At 72.7% G+C, this 19,275-nt stretch carries 25 protein-coding genes and 1 tRNA gene; 16 read left to right on the top strand and 10 right to left on the bottom strand.

What is annotated here, in order from left to right; all coding sequences use genetic code 11:
* Positions 1–8: 8 nt before the first annotated feature.
* The 4 genes from CKY47_RS26495 to CKY47_RS26480 all read left to right on the top strand — a co-directional run bounded on the left by CKY47_RS26495 (position 9) and on the right by CKY47_RS26480 (position 3,329).
* A complete protein-coding gene (locus CKY47_RS26495; RefSeq protein ID WP_306748943.1) occupies positions 9–716 on the top strand; it encodes a SanA/YdcF family protein in 708 nt (235 codons plus the stop codon).
* A gap of 130 nt (positions 717–846) precedes the next feature.
* Positions 847–1,329, top strand: coding sequence for a helix-turn-helix domain-containing protein (locus CKY47_RS26490; protein WP_306748942.1), 483 nt, complete (start codon positions 847–849; stop codon positions 1,327–1,329).
* A 99-nt stretch (positions 1,330–1,428) separates the two neighbouring features.
* On the top strand, positions 1,429–2,622 hold the full coding sequence (locus tag CKY47_RS26485) for a Mur ligase family protein (RefSeq protein ID WP_306748941.1): 1,194 nt from the start codon (positions 1,429–1,431) through the stop codon (positions 2,620–2,622).
* Entirely contained in the window at positions 2,619–3,329 is a 711-nt protein-coding gene (locus tag CKY47_RS26480) for a type 1 glutamine amidotransferase (RefSeq protein WP_306748940.1), read from the top strand. The genes CKY47_RS26485 and CKY47_RS26480 overlap by 4 nt, the downstream gene beginning before the upstream one ends.
* 211 nt (positions 3,330–3,540) lie before the next feature.
* On the opposite strand, the gene CKY47_RS26475 is transcribed toward CKY47_RS26480, so the two are convergent.
* Positions 3,541–5,028: a flavin-containing monooxygenase gene (locus CKY47_RS26475; RefSeq protein ID WP_306748939.1), complete on the bottom strand. Its 1,488-nt coding sequence runs from the start codon at positions 5,026–5,028 to the stop codon at positions 3,541–3,543.
* A gap of 135 nt (positions 5,029–5,163) precedes the next feature.
* Here CKY47_RS26475 and CKY47_RS26470 point away from each other — a divergent pair, with 135 nt between their 5' ends.
* Positions 5,164–5,739, top strand: a complete 576-nt coding sequence (locus CKY47_RS26470; protein ID WP_306749104.1) for a TetR/AcrR family transcriptional regulator — start codon at positions 5,164–5,166, stop codon at positions 5,737–5,739.
* A gap of 4 nt (positions 5,740–5,743) precedes the next feature.
* Here CKY47_RS26470 and CKY47_RS26465 read toward each other — a convergent pair whose 3' ends face one another.
* Positions 5,744–5,851, bottom strand: a complete 108-nt coding sequence (locus CKY47_RS26465) for an LPXTG cell wall anchor domain-containing protein (protein ID WP_306748938.1) — start codon at positions 5,849–5,851, stop codon at positions 5,744–5,746.
* On the opposite strand from CKY47_RS26465, the gene CKY47_RS26460 reads away from it, so the two are divergent.
* From CKY47_RS26460 to CKY47_RS26450, 3 genes are all read left to right on the top strand, one after another.
* Positions 5,841–6,203, top strand: a complete 363-nt coding sequence (locus tag CKY47_RS26460; RefSeq protein WP_306748936.1) for a hypothetical protein — start codon at positions 5,841–5,843, stop codon at positions 6,201–6,203. The genes CKY47_RS26465 and CKY47_RS26460 overlap by 11 nt on opposite strands.
* Before the next feature lie 399 nt (positions 6,204–6,602).
* Complete coding sequence (locus tag CKY47_RS26455; protein WP_306748935.1) at positions 6,603–6,905, top strand: hypothetical protein; 303 nt, start codon at positions 6,603–6,605, stop codon at positions 6,903–6,905.
* A gap of 53 nt (positions 6,906–6,958) precedes the next feature.
* Positions 6,959–7,576: a TetR/AcrR family transcriptional regulator gene (locus CKY47_RS26450; RefSeq protein ID WP_306748934.1), complete on the top strand. Its 618-nt coding sequence runs from the start codon at positions 6,959–6,961 to the stop codon at positions 7,574–7,576.
* 18 nt (positions 7,577–7,594) lie between these two features.
* On the opposite strand, the gene CKY47_RS26445 is transcribed toward CKY47_RS26450, so the two are convergent.
* Positions 7,595–7,816, bottom strand: coding sequence for a DUF3618 domain-containing protein (locus tag CKY47_RS26445; RefSeq protein ID WP_306748933.1), 222 nt, complete (start codon positions 7,814–7,816; stop codon positions 7,595–7,597).
* A 122-nt stretch (positions 7,817–7,938) separates the two neighbouring features.
* On the opposite strand from CKY47_RS26445, the gene CKY47_RS26440 reads away from it, so the two are divergent.
* Positions 7,939–8,012 (top strand) — tRNA-Leu (locus CKY47_RS26440).
* Between the two features lie 38 nt (positions 8,013–8,050).
* Here CKY47_RS26440 and CKY47_RS26435 read toward each other — a convergent pair.
* Positions 8,051–9,016 carry a CobW family GTP-binding protein gene (locus CKY47_RS26435; protein WP_306748932.1) on the bottom strand — a complete coding sequence of 322 codons (966 nt, stop codon included), beginning with the start codon at positions 9,014–9,016 and terminating at the stop codon, positions 8,051–8,053.
* Between the two features lie 11 nt (positions 9,017–9,027).
* Positions 9,028–9,582 carry a TetR/AcrR family transcriptional regulator gene (locus CKY47_RS26430; protein ID WP_306748929.1) on the bottom strand — a complete coding sequence of 185 codons (555 nt, stop codon included), beginning with the start codon at positions 9,580–9,582 and terminating at the stop codon, positions 9,028–9,030.
* Positions 9,583–9,605: 23 nt separating this feature from the next.
* On the opposite strand from CKY47_RS26430, the gene CKY47_RS26425 reads away from it, so the two are divergent.
* Positions 9,606–10,040 carry an SRPBCC family protein gene (locus CKY47_RS26425; protein ID WP_306748928.1) on the top strand — a complete coding sequence of 145 codons (435 nt, stop codon included), beginning with the start codon at positions 9,606–9,608 and terminating at the stop codon, positions 10,038–10,040.
* A 69-nt stretch (positions 10,041–10,109) separates the two neighbouring features.
* Positions 10,110–10,727, top strand: coding sequence for a DedA family protein (locus CKY47_RS26420; protein ID WP_306748927.1), 618 nt, complete (start codon positions 10,110–10,112; stop codon positions 10,725–10,727).
* Here CKY47_RS26420 and CKY47_RS26415 read toward each other — a convergent pair.
* On the bottom strand, positions 10,712–11,350 hold the full coding sequence (locus CKY47_RS26415) for a response regulator transcription factor (protein ID WP_306748925.1): 639 nt from the start codon (positions 11,348–11,350) through the stop codon (positions 10,712–10,714). The two genes, CKY47_RS26420 and CKY47_RS26415, sit on opposite strands and share 16 nt — an antisense overlap.
* Positions 11,341–12,384: a sensor histidine kinase gene (locus tag CKY47_RS26410; protein ID WP_306748924.1), complete on the bottom strand. Its 1,044-nt coding sequence runs from the start codon at positions 12,382–12,384 to the stop codon at positions 11,341–11,343. Before CKY47_RS26410 ends, CKY47_RS26415 begins: the two co-directional genes overlap by 10 nt.
* 177 nt (positions 12,385–12,561) lie before the next feature.
* On the opposite strand from CKY47_RS26410, the gene CKY47_RS26405 reads away from it, so the two are divergent.
* Positions 12,562–13,833 carry a styrene monooxygenase/indole monooxygenase family protein gene (locus tag CKY47_RS26405; RefSeq protein ID WP_306748923.1) on the top strand — a complete coding sequence of 424 codons (1,272 nt, stop codon included), beginning with the start codon at positions 12,562–12,564 and terminating at the stop codon, positions 13,831–13,833.
* Here CKY47_RS26405 and CKY47_RS26400 read toward each other — a convergent pair.
* The gene (locus CKY47_RS26400; protein ID WP_306748922.1) at positions 13,799–14,854 is read right to left on the bottom strand and encodes an FAD-dependent oxidoreductase; all 1,056 of its coding nucleotides are present in this window, start codon (positions 14,852–14,854) and stop codon (positions 13,799–13,801) included. The two genes, CKY47_RS26405 and CKY47_RS26400, sit on opposite strands and share 35 nt — an antisense overlap.
* A gap of 105 nt (positions 14,855–14,959) precedes the next feature.
* Here CKY47_RS26400 and CKY47_RS26395 point away from each other — a divergent pair, with 105 nt between their 5' ends.
* From CKY47_RS26395 to bcp, 3 genes are all read left to right on the top strand, one after another.
* Positions 14,960–15,988, top strand: a complete 1,029-nt coding sequence (locus tag CKY47_RS26395) for an LLM class flavin-dependent oxidoreductase (protein ID WP_306748921.1) — start codon at positions 14,960–14,962, stop codon at positions 15,986–15,988.
* Between the two features lie 286 nt (positions 15,989–16,274).
* Complete coding sequence (locus tag CKY47_RS26390; RefSeq protein ID WP_306748920.1) at positions 16,275–16,799, top strand: hypothetical protein; 525 nt, start codon at positions 16,275–16,277, stop codon at positions 16,797–16,799.
* 30 nt (positions 16,800–16,829) lie between these two features.
* Positions 16,830–17,306: a thioredoxin-dependent thiol peroxidase gene (bcp, locus tag CKY47_RS26385; RefSeq protein ID WP_306748919.1), complete on the top strand. Its 477-nt coding sequence runs from the start codon at positions 16,830–16,832 to the stop codon at positions 17,304–17,306.
* Between the two features lie 27 nt (positions 17,307–17,333).
* Here the strand turns inward: bcp and rdgB are convergent, their stop codons facing one another.
* Together rdgB and rph are read right to left on the bottom strand one after the other, a co-directional pair.
* Positions 17,334–17,936 (bottom strand): RdgB/HAM1 family non-canonical purine NTP pyrophosphatase, encoded by a 603-nt coding sequence (gene rdgB / locus CKY47_RS26380; RefSeq protein WP_306748917.1) that lies wholly within the window; start codon positions 17,934–17,936, stop codon positions 17,334–17,336.
* Entirely contained in the window at positions 17,933–18,697 is a 765-nt protein-coding gene (rph, locus tag CKY47_RS26375) for a ribonuclease PH (RefSeq protein ID WP_306748916.1), read from the bottom strand. The genes rdgB and rph overlap by 4 nt, the downstream gene beginning before the upstream one ends.
* Positions 18,698–18,751: 54 nt before the next feature.
* Here rph and CKY47_RS26370 point away from each other — a divergent pair, with 54 nt between their 5' ends.
* Positions 18,752–19,273: a DUF2231 domain-containing protein gene (locus CKY47_RS26370; RefSeq protein WP_306748914.1), complete on the top strand. Its 522-nt coding sequence runs from the start codon at positions 18,752–18,754 to the stop codon at positions 19,271–19,273.
* The last annotated feature ends 2 nt before the right edge of the window (positions 19,274–19,275 follow it).

Here is a 19,275-nt window from a genome sequence, read left to right as displayed (position 1 = left end):
GGGCGTTCGTGGGGGACTTCGCGGAACGGGTGCGCGCACTGCCGGCGGCCGGCGCACGGCTGCTGCGGCGGCGGTGGCGGCTCGCGCTGGTCGTGACCGGGCTGCTGGCGGTGCTGGCGGCCACGCCGTGGGTGTGGGTGCGCACCAGCAGCGCCCCGTACGTGCACGGCGCGGCGGACGTGCCCGAGGCGCCGGTGGCGCTGGTGCTGGGCGCCGGCCTGACCCGGTCGGGCAAGCCGACGCCGTTCCTGGCCGGCCGGCTGGACGTGGCGGCGCAGCTGTACCGGACCGGCAAGGTGGAGGTCCTGCTGGTCAGCGGCGACAACAGCAGGACCGACTACGACGAGCCGAGCGCGATGCGCGACTACCTCGTCAGCCGCGGCGTGCCCGAGCGGGTGGTCGTGGCCGACTACGCGGGACTGGACACGTGGGACTCGTGCACGCGGGCGAAGCGGGTCTTCGGCGTCGAGCGGCTGACCGTGGTGACGCAGGGGTTCCACCTGCCGCGCGCCGTGGCGCTGTGCCGGTCGGCGGGCCTGGAGGCGCACGGCGTCGGCCACGACACGTCGCGGGGCTGGGCCACGACGACCGCCTACGGCCACTTCCGGGAGGTGTTCGCGGCGGGCAAGGCGATGTGGGACGGCGTCGTCGCCCGGCCGGACCCCCGGTTCCTCGGCCCGGCGGAGCAGGGCGTCACCCGTGCCCTGACCCCGTGAAACACTACTTTCGGTACCACTCCATTAGCCCGATCGGGCGTTAAATGGGACAACTCGCGTAAGCAATCGCCGTATCGCGCTTTCCATCTGCGTGGGGTCTGTCGGGGCCCCCGCGGACGGAGGATCGACGGTGCAGATCGACACAGCGGCGTACCAGCGCGTGCTCGGCGACGAGCTGCGCAGCCTGCGCAAGCAGCGCGGATGGACCCGCAAGGAGCTCAACCGACGGCTGCAGAGCGACATCTCGCTGCAAACCCTGGCCACCTACGAGCTGGGCACGCGCCAGTGCTCGGTGGTCCGGTTGGTCGAGATCTGCGTCGCCCTGGGCGTCCCCGCGCACCAGGTCTTGGCCCGGGTACACGAACGTGTGTTCGGGGACGCGCCGGCGGGCCACCTGGCGGTGAACCTCAGCGCGGTCGTCGCCGACACGCGACCGCAGCTGCTGCCGCTGCGGCGGTGGGCGCAGGGCCGGCTGGCGCAGCTCGTGCCGGGGCACTCCCCCGAGGTGCACCTGGACCTGCCCGCGCTGGAGTACATGGCGCAGTTGTGCCAGCTCAGCACGGTGGACCTGATCAGGACCCTGCGGGAGCTGGACGGCAACCGCCCCCGGTAGCATCGGGGCACTCTCCCCACCCCTGACCGTGCAGGAAGTCGCTTGCCGAACACTCCAGGTGCAGACCCAGCCCGCCTGCCGCTGCGCACCGCAGCCGCCGTGCGACTGGGCAACATGAGCTCGAAGCTGTCGCAGAAGATGGGCCTCGGCGCCGGTGGCATGATCGGCGGCCGGGTCGCGCTGCGGCTGGACCCGCAGGCGTTGGCGCACCTCACCCAGGGTCGTGCCGTCGCACTGGTGACCGGGACCAACGGCAAGACCACCAGCACGATGATGCTCAGCCGCGCCGTGTCCTACCTGGGCGAGGTGGCCACCAACCACGGTGGCGCGAACATGCCCGACGGGCACGTGACCGCGCTGTCCAAGCAGCCCGACGCGCCGTACGCGGTGCTGGAGGTCGACGAGGGGTACTTCCCCGAGGTCGTGCGGGCGGCGTCGCCCGCCGTGGCCGTGCTGCTGAACCTGTCGCGCGACCAGCTCGACCGGGTCGGCGAGGTCCGCACGATCGAGCGGTCGCTGCGCGCCGCCCTCGGGGCGGTGACCGGGACCGTGGTCGCCAACTGCGACGACATCATGGTCACCTCGGCCGCCCGCGACTGCGCGAACGTGGTGTGGGTGGCGACCGGGACGGGCTGGCACAACGACGCGGCCTCGTGCCCGCGCTGCGGCGACCCGATCCGCTGGGAGGGCGAGCACTGGTACTGCACCGGCTGCGACCTCGCCCGGCCGCGGCCGAACTGGATCACCGGTGACGGCCGGCTGGTGACGCCGAACGGCGCGAAGGTCGAGCTGTCGCTGCGGCTGCCCGGCAAGTTCAACCAGGCCAACGCGGTGATGGCCGCCGCGGCGGCGGTCGCGCTCGGCGTGCCGGTCGAGGAGGCCGTGCAGCGGTTGCGCGGCGTGTCCAACGTGGCGGGCCGGTACCGGACGATCCAGCGGTCTGGCCACCGCGCCCGGTTGCTGCTGTCCAAGAACCCGGCGGGCTGGAGCGAGACGCTGACCGTGGTGCGCGAGGCCGACCACCCGGCCGTGCTGGTGATCAACGCGCAGGAGGCCGACGGCCGCGACCTGTCGTGGCTGTGGGACGTGCCGTTCGAGAGGTTGCAGGGCCGCCGGGTCATCGCGTCCGGCGAGCGCGCCACCGACCTGGCCGTGCGGCTCACCTACGCCGAGGTGCAGCACACGATCGTGCCCGACCCGCTCAAGGCGATCGACGAGATGCCGCCGGGCCCCGTCGAGGTCATCGCCAACTACACCGCTTTCCGGGACCTGAACGCGAGGGCCGCCGAGTGACGACGTCCAAGGTCCAGATCGCCCTGGTGCTGCCCGACCTGCTCGGCACCTACGGCGACTTCGGCAACGCGGTCGTGCTGGAGAAGCGCATGACGTGGCGCGGCATCGCCGCGGAGATCGTCACGGTGCGGTTCGGCGAGCCGGTGCCCGACTCGTGCGACATCTACGTGGTCGGCGGCGGCGAGGACACCGCGCAGACGCTGGCCGTGCGGCACCTGCGGGAGCACCCGGGCATGCAGCGGGCGGCGGCGCGCGGCGCGGTGGTCCTCGGCGTGTGCGCGGGCATCCAGATCTTCGGCGAGTCGTTCACCCGGGCCGACCAGGTCACGCACCCCGGTCTGGGCCTGATCGACTCGACGTCGCACGCGGGTGGCAGCCGGGCGATCGGCGAGGTGGTCGCGACGCCCGCGAACGGCCTGTTCGAAGGGGTCCTGACGGGTTTCGAGAACCACCAGGGCCGCACCGTGCTCGGGCCGTCCGCGCAGCCGCTGGCGCACGTCAAGGTGGGCACCGGCAACGACGGCTCGGTGGAGGGCGCGGTGCAGGGGCGCATCCTGTGCACCTACCTGCACGGTCCCGTGCTGCCGCGCAACCCGCAGATCGCCGACCTGCTGATCGAGTGGGCGACGGGCGTCAAGCCGGCCCCGCTCGAACTGGCCGACGTGACCCGCCTGCGCGCCGAGCGCACCAAGGCCGCCGGCCTCTGACCCGCGAGTCGTACGTTCGCACCACGCGTGTCGTACGTTCAGCCCGCGCGTGTCGTACGTTCGCGCTCGGCGAGTCGTAACTTCAGGACCCCCGAGTTCCCCCTCCGGAAGTGGGGACTCGAAGGCCCTGAACGTTCGACACACCGGGCCTGAACGTACGACACGCGCGGCGTGAACGTACGACACGCGCGGCCTGAACGTACGACTCGGGTCAGGCGTGGACTTTGGCGCGGCGGGCCCTGGTCAGGGTGTAGTCGGCCGGGTTCACGGTCCTGGTGCGCATCCAGTAGCGCCAGGTGAAGCCGGGCCACACGGTGCGGTTGACGCCCCGCGCGTCCAGGTACCAGCTCTTGCAGCCGCCCTCGGTCCACACGCCCTTGGTGAGCTTGCGCTGCAACTGCCGGTTGAACCGCGCCTGTACGTCCGGTCGCACGTCCAACTCGTCCGCGCGGTGCCGGTCCAGCAGGTCCAGGCACTGGCGGACGTAGCGGATCTGCGACTCGATCATGAACACCACCGAGTTGTGACCGAGGCCGGTGTTCGGGCCGAGCAGGAAGAAGAAGTTGGGGAACCCGGAGACCGTGATGCCGTAGTAGGTCTCGATGCCCTCCTCGCGCCACTTCTTCGACAGGTCGACGCCGCCCTTGCCGGTGATGTCGAGGTAGTCGTACGAGTCGACCACGTGGAAGCCGGTGCCGTAGATGATCGTGTCGACCTCGTGCTCGACGCCCGCGTTGTCCACGATCGAGTGCTCGCGCACCTCGGCGATGCCGTCGGTCACGAGGTCCACGGTGGGCCTGTTCAGCGCCGGGTAGAAGTCGTTGGAGATCAGCACGCGCTTGCACCCCATGGTGTAGTCGGGCGTCAGCTTCTCCCGCAGCGCCGGGTCCTCGACCTGACCGCGCAGGTGGCGGCGGGCGACGCCCTGGGCGAACTCCATGATCTTCGGGTTCACCGCGAAGCCCAGCGCGCTGGACTCGCGCACCCAGTAGACGTAGTCGCGGTACAGGCGTTGGGTGAACGGCAGCGCGCCGAACAGCCTCTGCTCCCAGCCGCTGATGGACCGGTCCATCTTGGGCATGATCCACGGCGGCGTGCGCTGGAAGATCGTCATGCGGCCGACCTGGTCGGCGATCCGCGGCACGAACTGGATCGCGCTCGCGCCGGTGCCGACGACGGCGACCTTCCGCCCCGCGAGGTCGTGCTCGTGGTCCCACCGGGCCGAGTGGAACGCCCTGCCCTCGAACTTCTCGATGCCGGGCAGCACCGGGACGTTCGGGATGTGCAGCGCCCCGACGCCCGCCACCACGGCCTTCGCGGTGTAGGTGTCGCCGTTCCCGGTGGAGACGTGCCAGACCTTGGCGTCCTCGTCCCACCGGGCGCCGGCCACCTCGCTGTCGAACCGGATGTGCTCGCGCAGGCGGTACTTCTCGGCCACGCGGTGCAGGTAGTCCCGGATCTCCGGCTGCTTGGCGAACATGCGCGACCAGCGCGGGTTCAGCTCGAAGGAGAACGAGTACATGTGCGACGGCACGTCGCACGCGCAGCCCGGGTAGGAGTTGTCCCGCCAGGTGCCACCGAGGTCGGACGCCTTCTCCAGCACGACGAAGTCGCGCTCCCCGCTGCGCTTGAGCTCGATCGCCATGCCCAGGCCGGAGAAACCCGTGCCGATGACCAGGACCTTGACCTCTCGGTGCATGCCCGTCCTCCAAGTCCGGCTACATACTGCTCAGTAGGTTACTCGAAGTAAGTTACCTCCGGTAGTCTGCGGTTCGTGACTTCCGCGGGGCGCGCCGACGCCGAACGTGCCGACGCCCGGCCGAAGCGCCGCCGGATGCCCAAGGCGCAGCGCAAGGCGCAGATGCTCGACGTCGCCGAGACCGTCTTCGCCGAGCGCGGGTACCTGGCGGCGTCGATGGACGAGATCGCCGAACGGGTCGGCGTGTCCAAGCCGATGCTGTACGAGTACTACGGCTCCAAGGAGGGCCTGCTCATCGGCTGCATCCACCGCGCGCGCACCGAACTGCTGGAGCGCACGCAGCAGGCCATCGCCGGCGCGGACGGCCCCGAGGAGGTCCTGCGGCGCGGCCTGCTCGCCTTCTTCGAGTTCATCGCCGGGCACAAGCAGTCGTGGTCGCTGCTGCGCCACGAGGCGGCGATCACGGTGCCGTCCGCCGTCGAGGAGGTCGAGGGCATCCGGCGGCAGCAGACCGACCTGATCGCGGCGGTGCTGCTCGCCTTCGCCCCGGACGTCGACGCGGTGGAGGCGGAGGCGTTCGCCGAGATCGTGGTCGGGTCCACCGAGCGGCTGGCCCTGTGGTGCGAGCGCCGTCCCGACATCGGCCCCGAGCGGGCCACCCGCTACGTCATGGACGTGGTGTGGCGTGGCGTGGCGGCCCGGCTGGGGTAGGGGTTCAGGCGCCTCGCCTGCGGCGGCCGAAGAGGAGCAGGACGGCACCCGCCAGCACGGTCGCCAGGCCGGCGAGGGCCGTCAGCGCCGGGGTGGCGCCCGTGTCGGCCAACGCCCGCCGCTCGTCCGAGGCCGCGACCAGGACGGACCGCCCCCCGGCCGGCGCGACGGCGGCGGTGGTGGTGGACGCGAGCTGCCCCGTGGTGGGGCCGGTGGACGTCGCGGACGTGACCGGGTCGGTCGTGGACGACGTCGCCGACGTGCCCGACACGGCGGTCGTGGTCGTGGTCGTGGACGTCGCCGAGGTGCCGGAGACCTGCGTGGTGGTCGTCGTGGTCGAGGTCGCGGACGTGCCCGAGACCCCGGTGGTCGTCGTGGTCGGCCGGGTGGTGGTGGTCGGCCGGGTGGTGGTGGTCGGCCGGGTGGTGGTGGTCGGCCGGGTGGTGGTGGTGGTGGTGGTGTGACACGGCGGCTCGCCGCGATCGCAGACGTCACCCCGCCCCGGCGGATCGGCGGGCGGCGACCACGGGGACGCCAGCGCCACCCCCGGCACGAGCAGCAGACCGAGCGACAGGCTCACCGCGACGGCGGTTCGACGACTCACGCAGACCTCCAAGGCTGACGATGTTGCTCCGTTCGGCCTATCGGCACCTCAATTCCCGCCGTTAACGATCACGCACCCTCAGTACACGACCGGGTAATGGTTCGTTCGGCGTCCCGACGCCCGGCGAATGGCGTCGGGACGCCATCCCCCGCAGGTGGGAGGCAACCCCCGGAACCTCTCACTCGTTAGAGGGACAGACGACGTGCTCGGCCCGAAACGCCGGTCAGATGGGGACAGAGGACCGACGGAGGGCGCAGGCATGTCCAAACTCCCCATCACCGCGAACTACCGGCGCGACGGCGACGACTGGGCCGTCGTCGTGCGCGCCGACGGCAGAGAGCTCGCCGCGACGGCGCCCGGCCTCATCGCGGCGCGGCTCGCCGCCGACCAGTTCGCGGACGAGATCGCGGGCCGCTACGCCGACCGCACCGTGGTGCACCTGCTCGACGGCGACGCGCTCGCGTTCTCGGTGGCGTACCTGCACACCCGTGCGGGGCTCGCGCCACCGGCACAGCGGAGGCGTGAAGCGAGCACCACTCACGACCAGGTGATCGACGCCTAGGACCGATTCAACCGGCCTAGGATGTCCGGCCAAAGAGGCGACGGGAGCGCGAGATGGCGACACCGGTGTACAGCGAGACGACCAGAACCACCCCGCAACGGGGTAGACCGAGGGACGCGTCACGGGACGACGCGCTGCGCCAGGCGGCGTTGGAGGTGATGGCGGAGGTCGGCTACCGGGCGTTGACGATGGACGCCGTCGCCGCTCGGGCGCGTGCCGGCAAGGCCACCATCTACCGGCGGTGGGAGTCGAAGCTCGACCTGGTGATCGACACCTGCACGCAACTGGCGCAGCAGAACCTCGCCGAGCCGGACACCGGTTCGCTGGCGGGTGACCTGCGGGAGTTCCTCGCCGCGTTCGCCGCGTTCCTGTCCGGGCCGAGCGGCAAGGCGGCGCAGGCGCTGGTCGGCGAGCTGCCGCACGAGCCGGAGCTGGCCTCCGCGTTCCGCGAGACGTTCCTGACGGCGCAGCGCGACGTGCTGCGCGGCATCCTGGAGCGCGCGGACGGCCGGGGCGAACTGCGCCCCGACGCGCCGCGCGGCATGGCGGTGGAGATCGCGGGCGCCGCGCTGATCTACCGGTTGATGCTCACCGGCGACCCGCTGGACGTCCCGTTCGTCGACCGCGTGGTCGAGCAGGTGCTGCTGCCCCTCGTCGCCAAGGGGCAGTAGGTCACCGGAACGAGTGGATCACCGGAACAGCTTGCGCAGCAGGGCGAACCCGATGAGCACGGCCACCGCGATCAGCGAGTACCGGATCTTGGGTTCGTCGAGCTTCGCGCGCACGCTCTCCTTGCCGGACTCGACGAAGCGCTGGGGGTTCGCCCTGGTGCCCAGTTCGTCCAGCGTCGCGGCCAGCGCGTCGCGAGCCTGCTCGATCTCGCGCTGGATGGTGTCGGGGTCGCGGGCCACATCTCCTCCTAGCTGCGGTCTGGCCACAACCGTAGTTGAGAGGCGTCCGAGCCGTTGAGCGGACCGGCGGAACGGTCCCTCGGGACCGGCCCGCCGGCGCGTGCCGATAAGCTGCGGCCGGCGGGCTCGTAGCCCAATTGGCAGAGGCACACGGTTTAGGTCCGTGCCAGTGAGAGTTCGAGTCTCTCCGGGCCCACGTCGCAGCAGCGCCCCCGACACCGGCCGGGGGCCCGCTCACGCCAGGTAGCGCAGGACCTCCAGCATCGACTGCGGGTCCACGGAGGACGGGTCGGGCTCGACGCACGCGGCCAGTGCGTCGCGGACCCCGGCCACGTCGAGACCGGTGCCGATCAGCACCAGCTCGGTGCGCCGCGCACCCGGCCACGCCGAGCGCTCGAACCGCAGGAACGCGCCCACGGTGTGCAGGGAGAACCGCTGCCGGTGGCCGGGCACGTCGAACGACACGAACCCCTTGATCCGGTACAGCCCGGCGGGCCTCGCGTCGAGGAACGCCATGAGCCGCGCGGGGTTCACGGCGTCGGCGGTGAACTCGACGCTCTCGTAGCGCACGTGGTCGTGCTCGGCGTGCCCGTCCGACTCGGCCAGCAGGTCGTCGAAGGACAGCTGGCCGACGGCGGTGCGCTCCCGGCGGTCGAACAGCAGCTCGGGGTCCACCCGCCCGAACGCCGCCCGCACCACGGGCACGCCGGGCTTGAGCCGGTCCACCCCGGCGGCCACGGCGTCCGGGTCGGCCACCCGGTCGACCTTGTTGAGCACCACGAGGTCCGCGACGCGCAGGTGCCGCGCCAGGTCGGCGGGCGGCTCGGCGGCGTCCACCAGCAGCACGAGCCCGCCGTACGACAGCCGCGGGTTCTCGCTCGCCAGCACCATGCGGGCCATGGCCTGCGGCTCGGCCAGGCCGCTGGCCTCGATCACGATGACGTCGACCAGCGAGTCGAGCTTGGCCAGCATGCCGTCCAGCTCGCTCACGTCGATCGCGCAGCACAGGCAGCCGCCGCTGAGCGACACCGTGGAGTCGACCTGCCCGGCCACGCTCATCGCGTCCACGCCGATGGCGCCGAAGTCGTTGACCACCACGCCGATCCGGGTGCCGCGCGCGGCGGTGAGGAGGTGGTTGAGCAGCGTCGTCTTGCCGGAGCCGAGGAATCCCGCCACCACGACCACGGGGATGCGCTTCACGCCCGCGAAGCCTAGTCGGGGTTCACCAGCCGGATGAACTGCTCCATGGCCGCGTCCACCCCCTCGCGGTCGCCGGTGGCCACGAGGTCGAGCAGCAGGCCGCGCGCCACGGCGAGGCCGAGCCGGGCGCGGGCGGTCGCCACGTCCGGCGGGAACCCCCGGGCCCGCTCGGCCGCCGCCACCGGCTCCACCCAGTCCGACACGATGCCGTCCAGCAGCGCCGTCGTGCCGGGCCTGCCCCGCGCGGCCTGCCCGTAGAGCTCGAAGAACAGCCGTTCGTGGGCACGCAGCGCGGGGTCGGTGAGCACGCGCCAGAACTCCCGGGCGGCCCGGGCCGGGTCGTCCGCCGGCAGCCCCGCCAGCACCTCCCGCTGCCGCGCCTCCACGGCCTTGACCACCTCGACGAGCAGGCCCTCCTTGGACCCGAAGTGGTAGAGCAGCATCCGGTGGCTGGTGCCGACCGCGGTCGCCAGCGACCGCAGGCTGACCTCGCCCAGCCCGTGCTCGGCCAGGTGCGCCACGACCGCGTCCAGCAACCGCCGCCGCGCGGTCCCTTGTCCCGACATGTACCAAATGGTACATGTACCGCATGGTACAGAAAGTGGACGTGCGGGCGCGCAGCGCGGCGCCGCCGGAGGCGGTGTACCGGCTGGCCGCGGACAGCTCCACCTGGCCCGACTGGTCGCCGGTCGTGCGCCGGGAGCGGGAACGCGAAGGCGACGCGCGTGGAGTCGGCGAGATCCGGGTATTCCACAACAAAGGCCGCAAGGCCCTCACGAGGGAGGAGATCGTCGAACTGACGCCGAACCGGCGGGTGGGCTACGTGCTGCTGTCGGGCCTCGCGATCCACGACTACCGGGCCTCCATCGAGCTCGCGCCGGACGGCGGCGGGACGGTGATCCGCTGGTGCTCGTCGTTCGAACCCGACGTCCGCGGCACGGGGTGGCTCTACCGGCTGGTCCTGCGCGCCGTGATCCGCCGGTACGCCGAGGGGTTGGCCGCGTTCGCCGCGCGGCCGCACTGAGGTTTTCCGCACCCGACCGTGCGGCCGGCTTCATGGTGGGCACGCCGGTGCGTTCGTAATGTGGACAATATGGACATCGTCTCGTGGGTCACCGACCTGATGGAAACGCTCGGCGCGCCGGGCGCCGGCCTGGCCATCGCGCTGGAGAACCTGTTCCCGCCGCTGCCCAGCGAACTGTTCCTGCCGCTGGCCGGGTTCACCGCGAGCCAGGGTCGGATGGGTCTCGTCGCCGCGATCCTGTGGACCACCGCGGGGTCGGTGGTGGGCGCGCTGCTGCTGTACTACCTGGGCGCCGCGCTGGGCCGCGACCGCATCCGCCGCATCGCGGGCAGGATGCCGCTGATGAAGGTGTCCGACGTGGACAGGTCCGAGCAGTGGTTCAACCGGCACGGCAAGGCCACCGTGTTCTTCGGCCGGATGGTGCCGGTCTTCCGCAGCCTCATCTCCATCCCGGCGGGCGTGGAGCGGATGCCGATCCTCCAGTTCACCCTGCTCACCGCGGCGGGCAGCCTGATCTGGAACACCGCCCTGATCCTCGCGGGCTACCTGCTCGGCGCGAACTACCACCTCGTCGACCAGTACCTGGGCGTCGTGTCGAAGGTCGTGCTCGGCCTCGTGGTGATCGCCGTCGTCTGGTTCGTCGTGTCCCGGGTGTTGCAGCAGAAGAAGGATCACGCGCGCAAGTAGCGCAGCACGGCCAGGACCCGGCGGCTGTAGCCGCCGTCGGCGGACAGCCCCAGCTTGTCGAAGATCGAGTTGATGTGCTTCTCCACCGCGCTGCGCGACACGTGCAGCCGATCCGCGATCGCGTTGTTCGTGTGCCCCTCGGCCATGTGCGCCAGCACGTCCCGCTCCCGCGCGGTCAGCACGTCCAGCGGGCTCGTCGTGCGGGCCAGCAACCGGCGCACCACCTCCGGGTCGAACGCGGCGCCGCCCGCGCCCACCCGGCGCAGCGCGTCGAGGAACTCCTCCACCTGGACCACGCGGTCCTTCAGCAGGTAGCCCACGCCGTCGGCGTGCCCGGTGAGCAGGTCGACGGCGTAGCGCTGCTCGACGTACTGCGACAGCACCAGCACGCCGACGCCGGGGAACCGCTCGCGGACCTCCAGCGCGGCCTTCAGGCCCTCGTCGGTGTTCGTCGGGGGCATCCGCACGTCGGTCACCACGACGTCCGGCCGGTGCGCGGCCACCGCGTCGAGCAGCGCCCGCGCGTCGCCGACGGCGGCGAGCACCTCGTGCCCCTCCTCGACCAGGAGGCGCACCAGGCCCTCGCGCAGCAGCGTGGAGTCCTCGGCCAGGATCACGCGCACGGGATGCCCGCCCTGATCTCGGTGGGGCCGCCGGCCGGGCTGGTCACGGTGAACTCGCCGTCCAGCGCCAGCACCCGTCGGGACAGGCCGGCCAGCCCGCCGCCCGCCGGGTCCGCTCCCCCGACACCGTCGTCGACGACCCGCACGCGCACCGCGCCGCCGTCCTCGTCGACGTCCACGTCGATCATCGTCGCACCCGAGTGCTTGGCCGCGTTCGTCACCGCCTCGCACACCACGAAGTACACCGCGGTCCCCACCTGCGGCGCGACGGTCAGCGCGGGGCAGCTGATCCGCACCGGGATGACCGAGCGGTCCGCCACCGCCTCCAGCGCCTCGACCAGGCCCAGCGAGTCCAGCGCCGACGGGTAGACCCGCCAGGCCACCTCGCGCAGGTCCTCCAGCACGTGCCGGGACTCCTCGTGCGCCTGCACGAGCAGGTCGGCGGCGTGGTCGGGGTTGCGGCGGGCGCGGCCGAGGAGCATGCCCAGCGCGACGAGCCGCTGCTGGACGCCGTCGTGCAGGTCCCGCTCGATGCGGCGGCGCTCGGCGTCCACCGCCGCGACGATGCCCGCCCGGCTGGTGGCCAGCTCGTCGATGCGGCGGCGCAGCAGCTCGGCCTCGCTCGGCCCGAGGAACCGGTGCGCGACCTTCTCCTCCAGCGCGGCGACGCCGATGATCCCCTGCACCTCGATGTAGAGCAGGACCACGCCGACCAGGGCCGTCCACAGGTACTCGACCCAGTCGTCGTCGGCGTTCAGCTCGGGGCCCGTGGCGCCCGCGACCAGCCGGTACGTGATCACCCCGACCATCGCCAGGCCGTAGTAGAGCCACGCCAGCACGACCCCGCCGAACAGGCCGACGAGCCAGCGCACCGCGAGGTACCGGACCGCCTGCTCCTGCGTCGGCTCGGCGGTGCCCAGGTCCAGCGCCCAGGCGAGACGTCGGCGTTCCGCTCGCGCCACCGGGCGGGCCCACTTCCGGGCGAACGCCACGACCAGCACGTTCACACCCGCGGTGAGGAATCCGAGTGACAAACCGACGACAACGCGCAACGCCCTGTGCACCTACATCAGGCTATAAGACCCGATCGTGCTATTGGCCGGAACGCGCGAGTCCACCGAGGATCCGTAGTCGTGGGCGGAATAGCGGTCATCGGTGCTGGTCAGGCGGGTCTCGTACTAGCCGCGGCGTTGCTGCGGGCGGGCAGGCGGGTGACGATCCACTCCGACCGGACCGCGGACGAACTCCTCGCCGACCGGGGCCGGCCCACCGCCTGCCTGTTCGGCGACCAGGTCGAGTACGAGGCCGAACTGGGACTCGACTTCCACCCCGAGGCGTACCGGATGCGCCGCATCCACCTCGACCTGTTCACCGCGACCGGCGGGGTGGCGTTCTCCGTGGACGCGCCGCTGCGCAAACCCGCGCTGGCCGTGGACCAGCGGCTGAAGTTCGCCGAGGGGCTCGCCGAGCTGGCCCGGCGCGGGGCGGAGGTGGTGGTCGGCGAGGTGACCGTCGCGGACCTCGACCGGCTGGCGGCGTCGCACGACCTGGTGGTGGTGGCCGCCGGGTGCCGGTCGCTGACCGGGCTGTTCGAGCGCGACCCGACGCGGTGCGCGCACTCCCGGGCGCAGCGCAGGCTGTTCATGGTCAACGTCCACGGCTACGACATGGAGGCCCGCCCCGAGCACCGCGGGGGCGTGTTCTCGTTCCTGCCGGGCACCGTGGAGGTGTTCTGGGTGCCGTTCCACGACAAGGACGTGGGCGAGTCGCGCAGCGTCGTGCTGGAGGCCGCGCCCGGCGGACCGGCGGACCGGTTCCGCGGCGTCACGTCGGCCGACGAGGGCGTGGACGTGCTCAAGGGCCTGGTGGACGACCTGCTGCCGCACGAGTCGGCGTTCCTGCGGCCCGCGCGGGCGACCAGCCCGGTGACGTGGATCGAGGGCGAGGTCGTGCCTGTGGTGCGCCGGCCGGTGGCCGTGCTGCCGTCCGGGCGGCACGTGCTGGGCCTCGGCGACGCGGTCGTGCTCAACGACCCGCTGACCGGGCAGGGCGCGAACAACGCGACCCGGATGGCCCGCTTCTTCGCCGAGCGGCTGACCGCGTTCGACGGGCCCTACACCGCGTCGTGGCTGACCGACCGGTTCGACGAGTGGTGGGAGCGCGGCCGGTTCGCGAGCGACTTCACCAACGGCCTGCTGGCGCCGCTGCGGGACTTCCAGCAGGACGTGCTGCTCGCGGCGTCGCGGCGGGAGGGCATCGGGGAGCAGCTGTTCGAGGGGTTCAACGACCCGTCGTCGCTGTTCCCGTGGTTCTTCGAGGAGGGGGCGGCGCGGGAGTTCCTGGCGCGGTGCGACGTGGGCAGGCTCGACGTGCTGCGCTACAAGCTGGACGTGGGCCTGCGGGTCGTCGGGCAGAAGCTCGGCGGGTGGCGGTCCGGCGGGCAGGGGGTCAAGCGGCCCGCCGCGCGGACAGCAGGTCCCTGATCTCGCGGGCGGCGGCCCGGCCCGCGCGGGACGCGCCGATCGTGCTGGCCGACGGGCCGTAGCCGACGAGGTGCACGCGGGGGTCGGCCACGACGCGGGTGCCGTCCAGCACGACGCCGCCGCCGGGCGCGCGCAGCCGCAGCGGCGCGAGGTGGTCGAGGGCGGCGCGGAAACCGGTGGCCCACAGGATCGCGTCGGCGCGCTCGGACCGGCCGTCCGGCCACACCACGCCGTCCTCCGTGATCCGGGCGAACAGCGGCCTGCGCGCCAGCACGCCGGTGCGCAGCCCCTCGCGGACGGCCGGGGTGAGGCTCAGGCCGGTCACGCTGACCACGCTGCGCGGCGGCAGGCCGCGGCGGACGCGCTCCTCGACCCTCGCCACGGCGGCGCGGCCGATCCCGGGACCGAACGGCTCGTCGGAGAACTCGGGCTCGCGGCGGGTCACCCACGTCGTGGTGCCGCCGTGCGCGGCGATCTCCAGCAGCTGCTGCACCGCGGACGTGCCGCCGCCGACGACGATGACGTGCTCGCCGGCGAACTCCCCGGGCCCGGGGTACCGGGAGGAGTGCAGCTGCCGTCCCCGGAACAGCTCCTGGCCGGGGTAGCGGGGCACGAACGGGCGCGTCCACGTGCCGGTGGCGTTGACCAGGGCGTCGGCGGTGAAGGTGCCCCGGTCGGTCTCGACGTCGAGCGGGCCGCGCCGGTCGCCGGGGACGTGGTCGCGGACGGCGCGCACCCGGACCGGGCGGAGCACGTCCAGGCCCTCGCGACGCTCGAACTCGGCGAAGTAGGCGGGCAGCGCCTCGTTGGCGGGCGCGTCCGGGTCGGGTTCGGCGAACGGCGTCCCCGGCAGGTCGTGGATCGCGTGCACGGTGGCCATGCGCAACGTCGGCCAGCGGTGCCGCCACGCGCCGCCGGGTCCGTCCTCGGCGTCCAGGACGAGGTGGTCCAGGCCGGCCCGCCCGAGGAAGTGGGCGGTGGACAAGCCCGCCTGACCTGCGCCGATGACCACCACGTCCATGTCCTGGTCAACGCCCTCGACGCCGGCGCGCTTCCCGCGGGCGCGGTCGCGACGGTCACACCGGGCGGCGGAAGACATCCGGCGCCCCGGGCGTTGTCCACGGGCATGAGCCGACTCCGCGACGTGCCGCTGTCCGCACTCGACCTGGCCACGATCACCACGGGCACGGACGCGCGCACGGCCCTCGCGCACACCCGTGAGCTGGCCCGGCTCGTCGAGAGGCTCGGCTTCACCCGGTTCTGGCTCGCCGAGCACCACAACATGCCCGGCATCGCCAGCTCCTCCCCCGCGATCCTCATCGGCCACGTCGCCGACGCCACCACGACGCTGCGGGTCGGCTCCGGCGGCGTGATGCTGCCCAACCACCCGCCGCTGGTCGTGGCCGAGCAGTTCGGCACGCTCTCCGCCCTGCACCCCGGTCGCATCGACCTCGGCATCGGCCGCGCGCCGGGGACCGACCAGCGCACCGCGCAGGCGCTGCGCCGCACCACCGGCCCGCTGTCGGTCGACGACTTCCCGCAGCAGCTGGCCGAGCTGAACGGGTACTTCGACGGCACCGAGCAGCTGCTGGCCGTGCCCGCGCAGGGCAACAAGCCGGACGTGTTCCTGCTCGGGTCGAGCGGGTACAGCGCGCAGGTCGCGGGCCTGCTCGGGCTGCCGTTCGCGTTCGCCCACCACTTCAGCGCCGAGAACACGCTGCCCGCCCTGGCCCTGTACCGCGAGCGGTTCCGGCCGTCCGCGCGGCTGTCCGAGCCGTACGCGCTGGTGTGCGCCTCGGTGCTGGTCGCCGACACCGACGAGCGGGCGCGGTACCTCGCCCAGCCCGGCGCCCTGTCGTTCCTCCGGCTGCGCAGCGGCCGGCCCGGGCCGATGGCCACCAACGAGGAGGCCGACGCCTACCCGTACACCGACGTGGAGCGGCTGATCGTCGAGGACCGGATGGCCTCGCAGGTCATCGGGTCGCCCTCGACCGTGGAGGCGGGGCTGGAGGCGCTGCTCGCCGACACCGCCGCCGACGAGCTGATGGTGACCACGATGGTCGCCGAGCAGTCCGACCGGCTCCGGTCCTACGAACTCCTCGCCCAGATCGCCCAACGTTCATCCGAACGAGTGAAGACCGAAGTAGAGGTGTAGCGGTTCGCCACCGGACCGCGATGATCGGTATGAGCGCGCACGCCCCCCGACGCGCTCGTCAACTCCCGGGCGGTCCGCCGTTCGGGGTTTCGGCCGCCGCCGACCCGCGTGGGTGCCGCCCGCTGTGGCGCCGCCCACGCGGGCAGCCGCGCGTCATCACGGCTTGGCCACGGGCAGGCACCAGGTGCGCTTCAAGGCCCTGGATCGGCCCCCGCTCCCCCCTCCTCCCCGCCATGGTGGTGGCTGGACGCAATCAGCCCACCGCCGGGGCAGGAAGGGGAGGTTCGTGGAAATCGCCAGACTGGCCGCCGGCGCGTGCCTCGTCCTCGCCCTGGCCGGGTGCGCCGACCACACCGGGCTGCCCGCCGTCGAGCCACCGTCCGAAGTGGCCGCGCAGGACTCGTCCGCCACCTCGCCGCACACCGCGTTCGGCGCGCAGCGGGTGTGGGCCAATGGCATGGCCGTCACCGTGTCGCCGCCCTCGTCGCTGAAGCCGAGCGACACCTCGTTCCCGAAGTCGCCGCGCACCGCCGTGTTCACCCTGACCCTGGTCAACGGCACCACCGTGCCGTACCGCACGAACCAGCTCGTCGTGCGCGCCTCCGTCAACGGCGAGCAGGCGGCCGAGGTGCGCGACTCCGTGCAGGGGCTGGGCGGCGTGGCCGCCGCGGTCGCCGAGGTCGCGGCCGGTGGCGAGACCGTGCTGACCGTGGCGTTCGCCGTGCCCGAGCACACCGTGCCCATCCGGGTCGCGGTCGAGCCGAACGGCGCGGGGCAGGAGCCGCGCGCGGTGTTCGAGGGCACCGGCTGACCGCGCGGCGGCTCTTGTAGCGTCTGTGCGATGACCGAGCAGAAGCGCCTGTCGCCCGGCGACCAGGCCCCGGCGTTCACCCTGCCCGACAGCACGGGCAAGCCCGTCTCGCTGTCCGACTACCTCGGCCGATCCGTGGTCGTGTACTTCTACCCGGCCGCGAGCACGCCGGGCTGCACCAAGCAGGCGTGCGACTTCCGCGACAGCATCGGCGACCTGGCCGCGTCCGGCTACGACGTCGTGGGCATCTCCCCCGACAAGCCGGAGAAGCTGGCGAAGTTCGCCGAGGCGGAGGGCCTCAACTTCCCGCTGCTGTCCGACGTCGACCGCGCCGTGCTCACCGGGTGGGGCGCGTACGGGGAGAAGCAGAACTACGGCCGCACGGTGATGGGCGTGATCCGGTCGACGTTCCTGGTGGGTCCGGACGGCAGGGTCGTGAAGGCCCTCTACAACGTGCGGGCGACCGGGCACGTGGCCAAGCTGCTGCGCGAGCTGCCGACCTCCTGACCACCGGGTCGGCGGCCGCGCGACGGACTACCCCCGGGCCGGCTCCCGCAGGTGCGGCAGCAGCAGGCGCAGCGCGCGTCCCCGGTGGGAGAGGGCGTCCTTCTCCTCCGGGGACAGCTCGGCCGACGTCACGTCGTGGCCCTCGGGCACGAAGACCGGGTCGTAGCCGAAGCCGTTGGTCCCGCGCGGCTCGCGGGTGATCGTGCCCCGCCACTCGCCGCGCACCACCGTCTCGACGTCGCCGTTCACGAACGCCGCCGTGCAGACGAACGCCGCGCCGCGCCGCTCGTCCGGGACGTCGCGGAGCTGCCCCAGGACGAGCCGCGTGTTGGCCTCGTCGTCGCCGTGCGCACCCGACCAGCGGGCCGACAGGACGCCGGGCATGCCGTTCAGGGCGTCGATGGCGATGCCCGAGTCGTCGGCGACCGACGGCAGGCCGGTGGCGTTGTACGCGTCCCGCGCCTTGGCCAGGGCGTTGCCCTCGAACGTCGGCTCGGTCTCCGGGGCCTCCGGGAACCCGGGCACGTCGTCCAGGCCGACGACCTCGATGCCGTCCAGTCCCTCGGCCAGCAGGATGCGGCGCAGCTCGCCGAGCTTCTTCTTGTTGCGGGACGCCAGCAGCAGCTTCACTTCTTCTTCGCCTTCGGCTCGGGCAGCACGCCGGGGTAGGGCAGGGCCAGCGCCTCGGCCTGCACGCGGTTCAGCTCGGCGCAGCCGGCCAGCGCCAGGTCGAGCATCCGGTCGAGGGTCGAGCGGGCGAACGTGGCGCCCTCCCCGGTGCCCTGCACCTCGATCAGGGTGCCCGCGTCGGTCGCGACGACGTTCATGTCGACCTCGGCGCGCGAGTCCTCCTCGTACGGCAGGTCGAGGCGCACCCGGCCGTCGACCACGCCGACCGACACCGCCGACACGGCGCACGACAGCGGCTGCGGGTCGGCGAGGCGCTTGGCCGCGCCCAGCCAGGTGACGGCGTCGGCCAGGGCCACGTACGCGCCGGTGATCGCCGCGGTGCGGGTCCCGCCGTCGGCCTGGATCACGTCGCAGTCGATGACGATGGTGTTCTCGCCCAGCGCGGCCAGGTCGATGCACGCGCGCAGGGAACGCCCGATCAGGCGACTGATCTCGTGCGTGCGTCCCCCGATCCGGCCCTTCACCGACTCGCGGTCGCTGCGGCTGTGCGTCGCCGACGGCAGCATCGCGTACTCGGCGGTCACCCAGCCCAGGCCCGAGCCGGACCGCCACCGCGGCACGCCCTCGGTCACGCTGGCCGCGCACAGCACGCGGGTGTTCCCGAACTCGATCAACACCGATCCCGCGGGCCACTGCTGGAAGCCGCGGGTGATCCGGATGTCGCGCAGCGCGTCGTCGTTCCTGCCATCGGTCCTCAGCACGGCACTACCCTATTGCGCGGAACCCGGGGACAGCCCACCGGCGTAGGGAGAGGCATGGCACTCGCAGACGACCTGGTGACCATCTTCGGTCCACCGGCGCACCCGTTGCTGGTCCACGCGGTGGTGGTGCTGCTGCCGCTGGCCGCCCTGGGCTCGGTCGCGGCGGCCGTCGTGCCGCGGTGGCGGCAGAAGTACTCGTGGCCCCTGGCGGGGGTGACGCTGATGGGCGTGGGCTCGGTGCCACTGGCCCAGGCCTCCGGCGACCAGCTGTACGCGCGGATGGCCGACCTGGGCAACCCGCAGATCGACCGGCACGCGGAGCTGGGCAACGACCTGCTGCCGTTCGCGCTGGGCTTCGGGGTGGTGGTCGTGGCGCTGCTGGTCGCGGGTCGGCTCGCCGACCGGGAGCGCAGCGCGGCGACGGAGAGCACGACGCCCGTGCCGAGGACGTGGCGGCGGATCGCGGTGGTCGTGAGCGTCCTCGTCGTCGCCGCCGGCGTGGCCACCACCGTCCAGGTGGTCCGCATCGGCCACAGCGGCTCGTCCGCCGTCTGGAACGGCGTGGCCACCTCCTGACC

The sequence above is a fragment of the Saccharothrix longispora genome, assembly GCF_030852425.1.
GTDB lineage: Bacteria > Actinomycetota > Actinomycetes > Mycobacteriales > Pseudonocardiaceae > Actinosynnema > Actinosynnema longispora.
The sequence above is the reverse complement of the archived record's forward strand: the minus strand, read 5'-3'. Positions and strand labels throughout refer to the sequence as shown.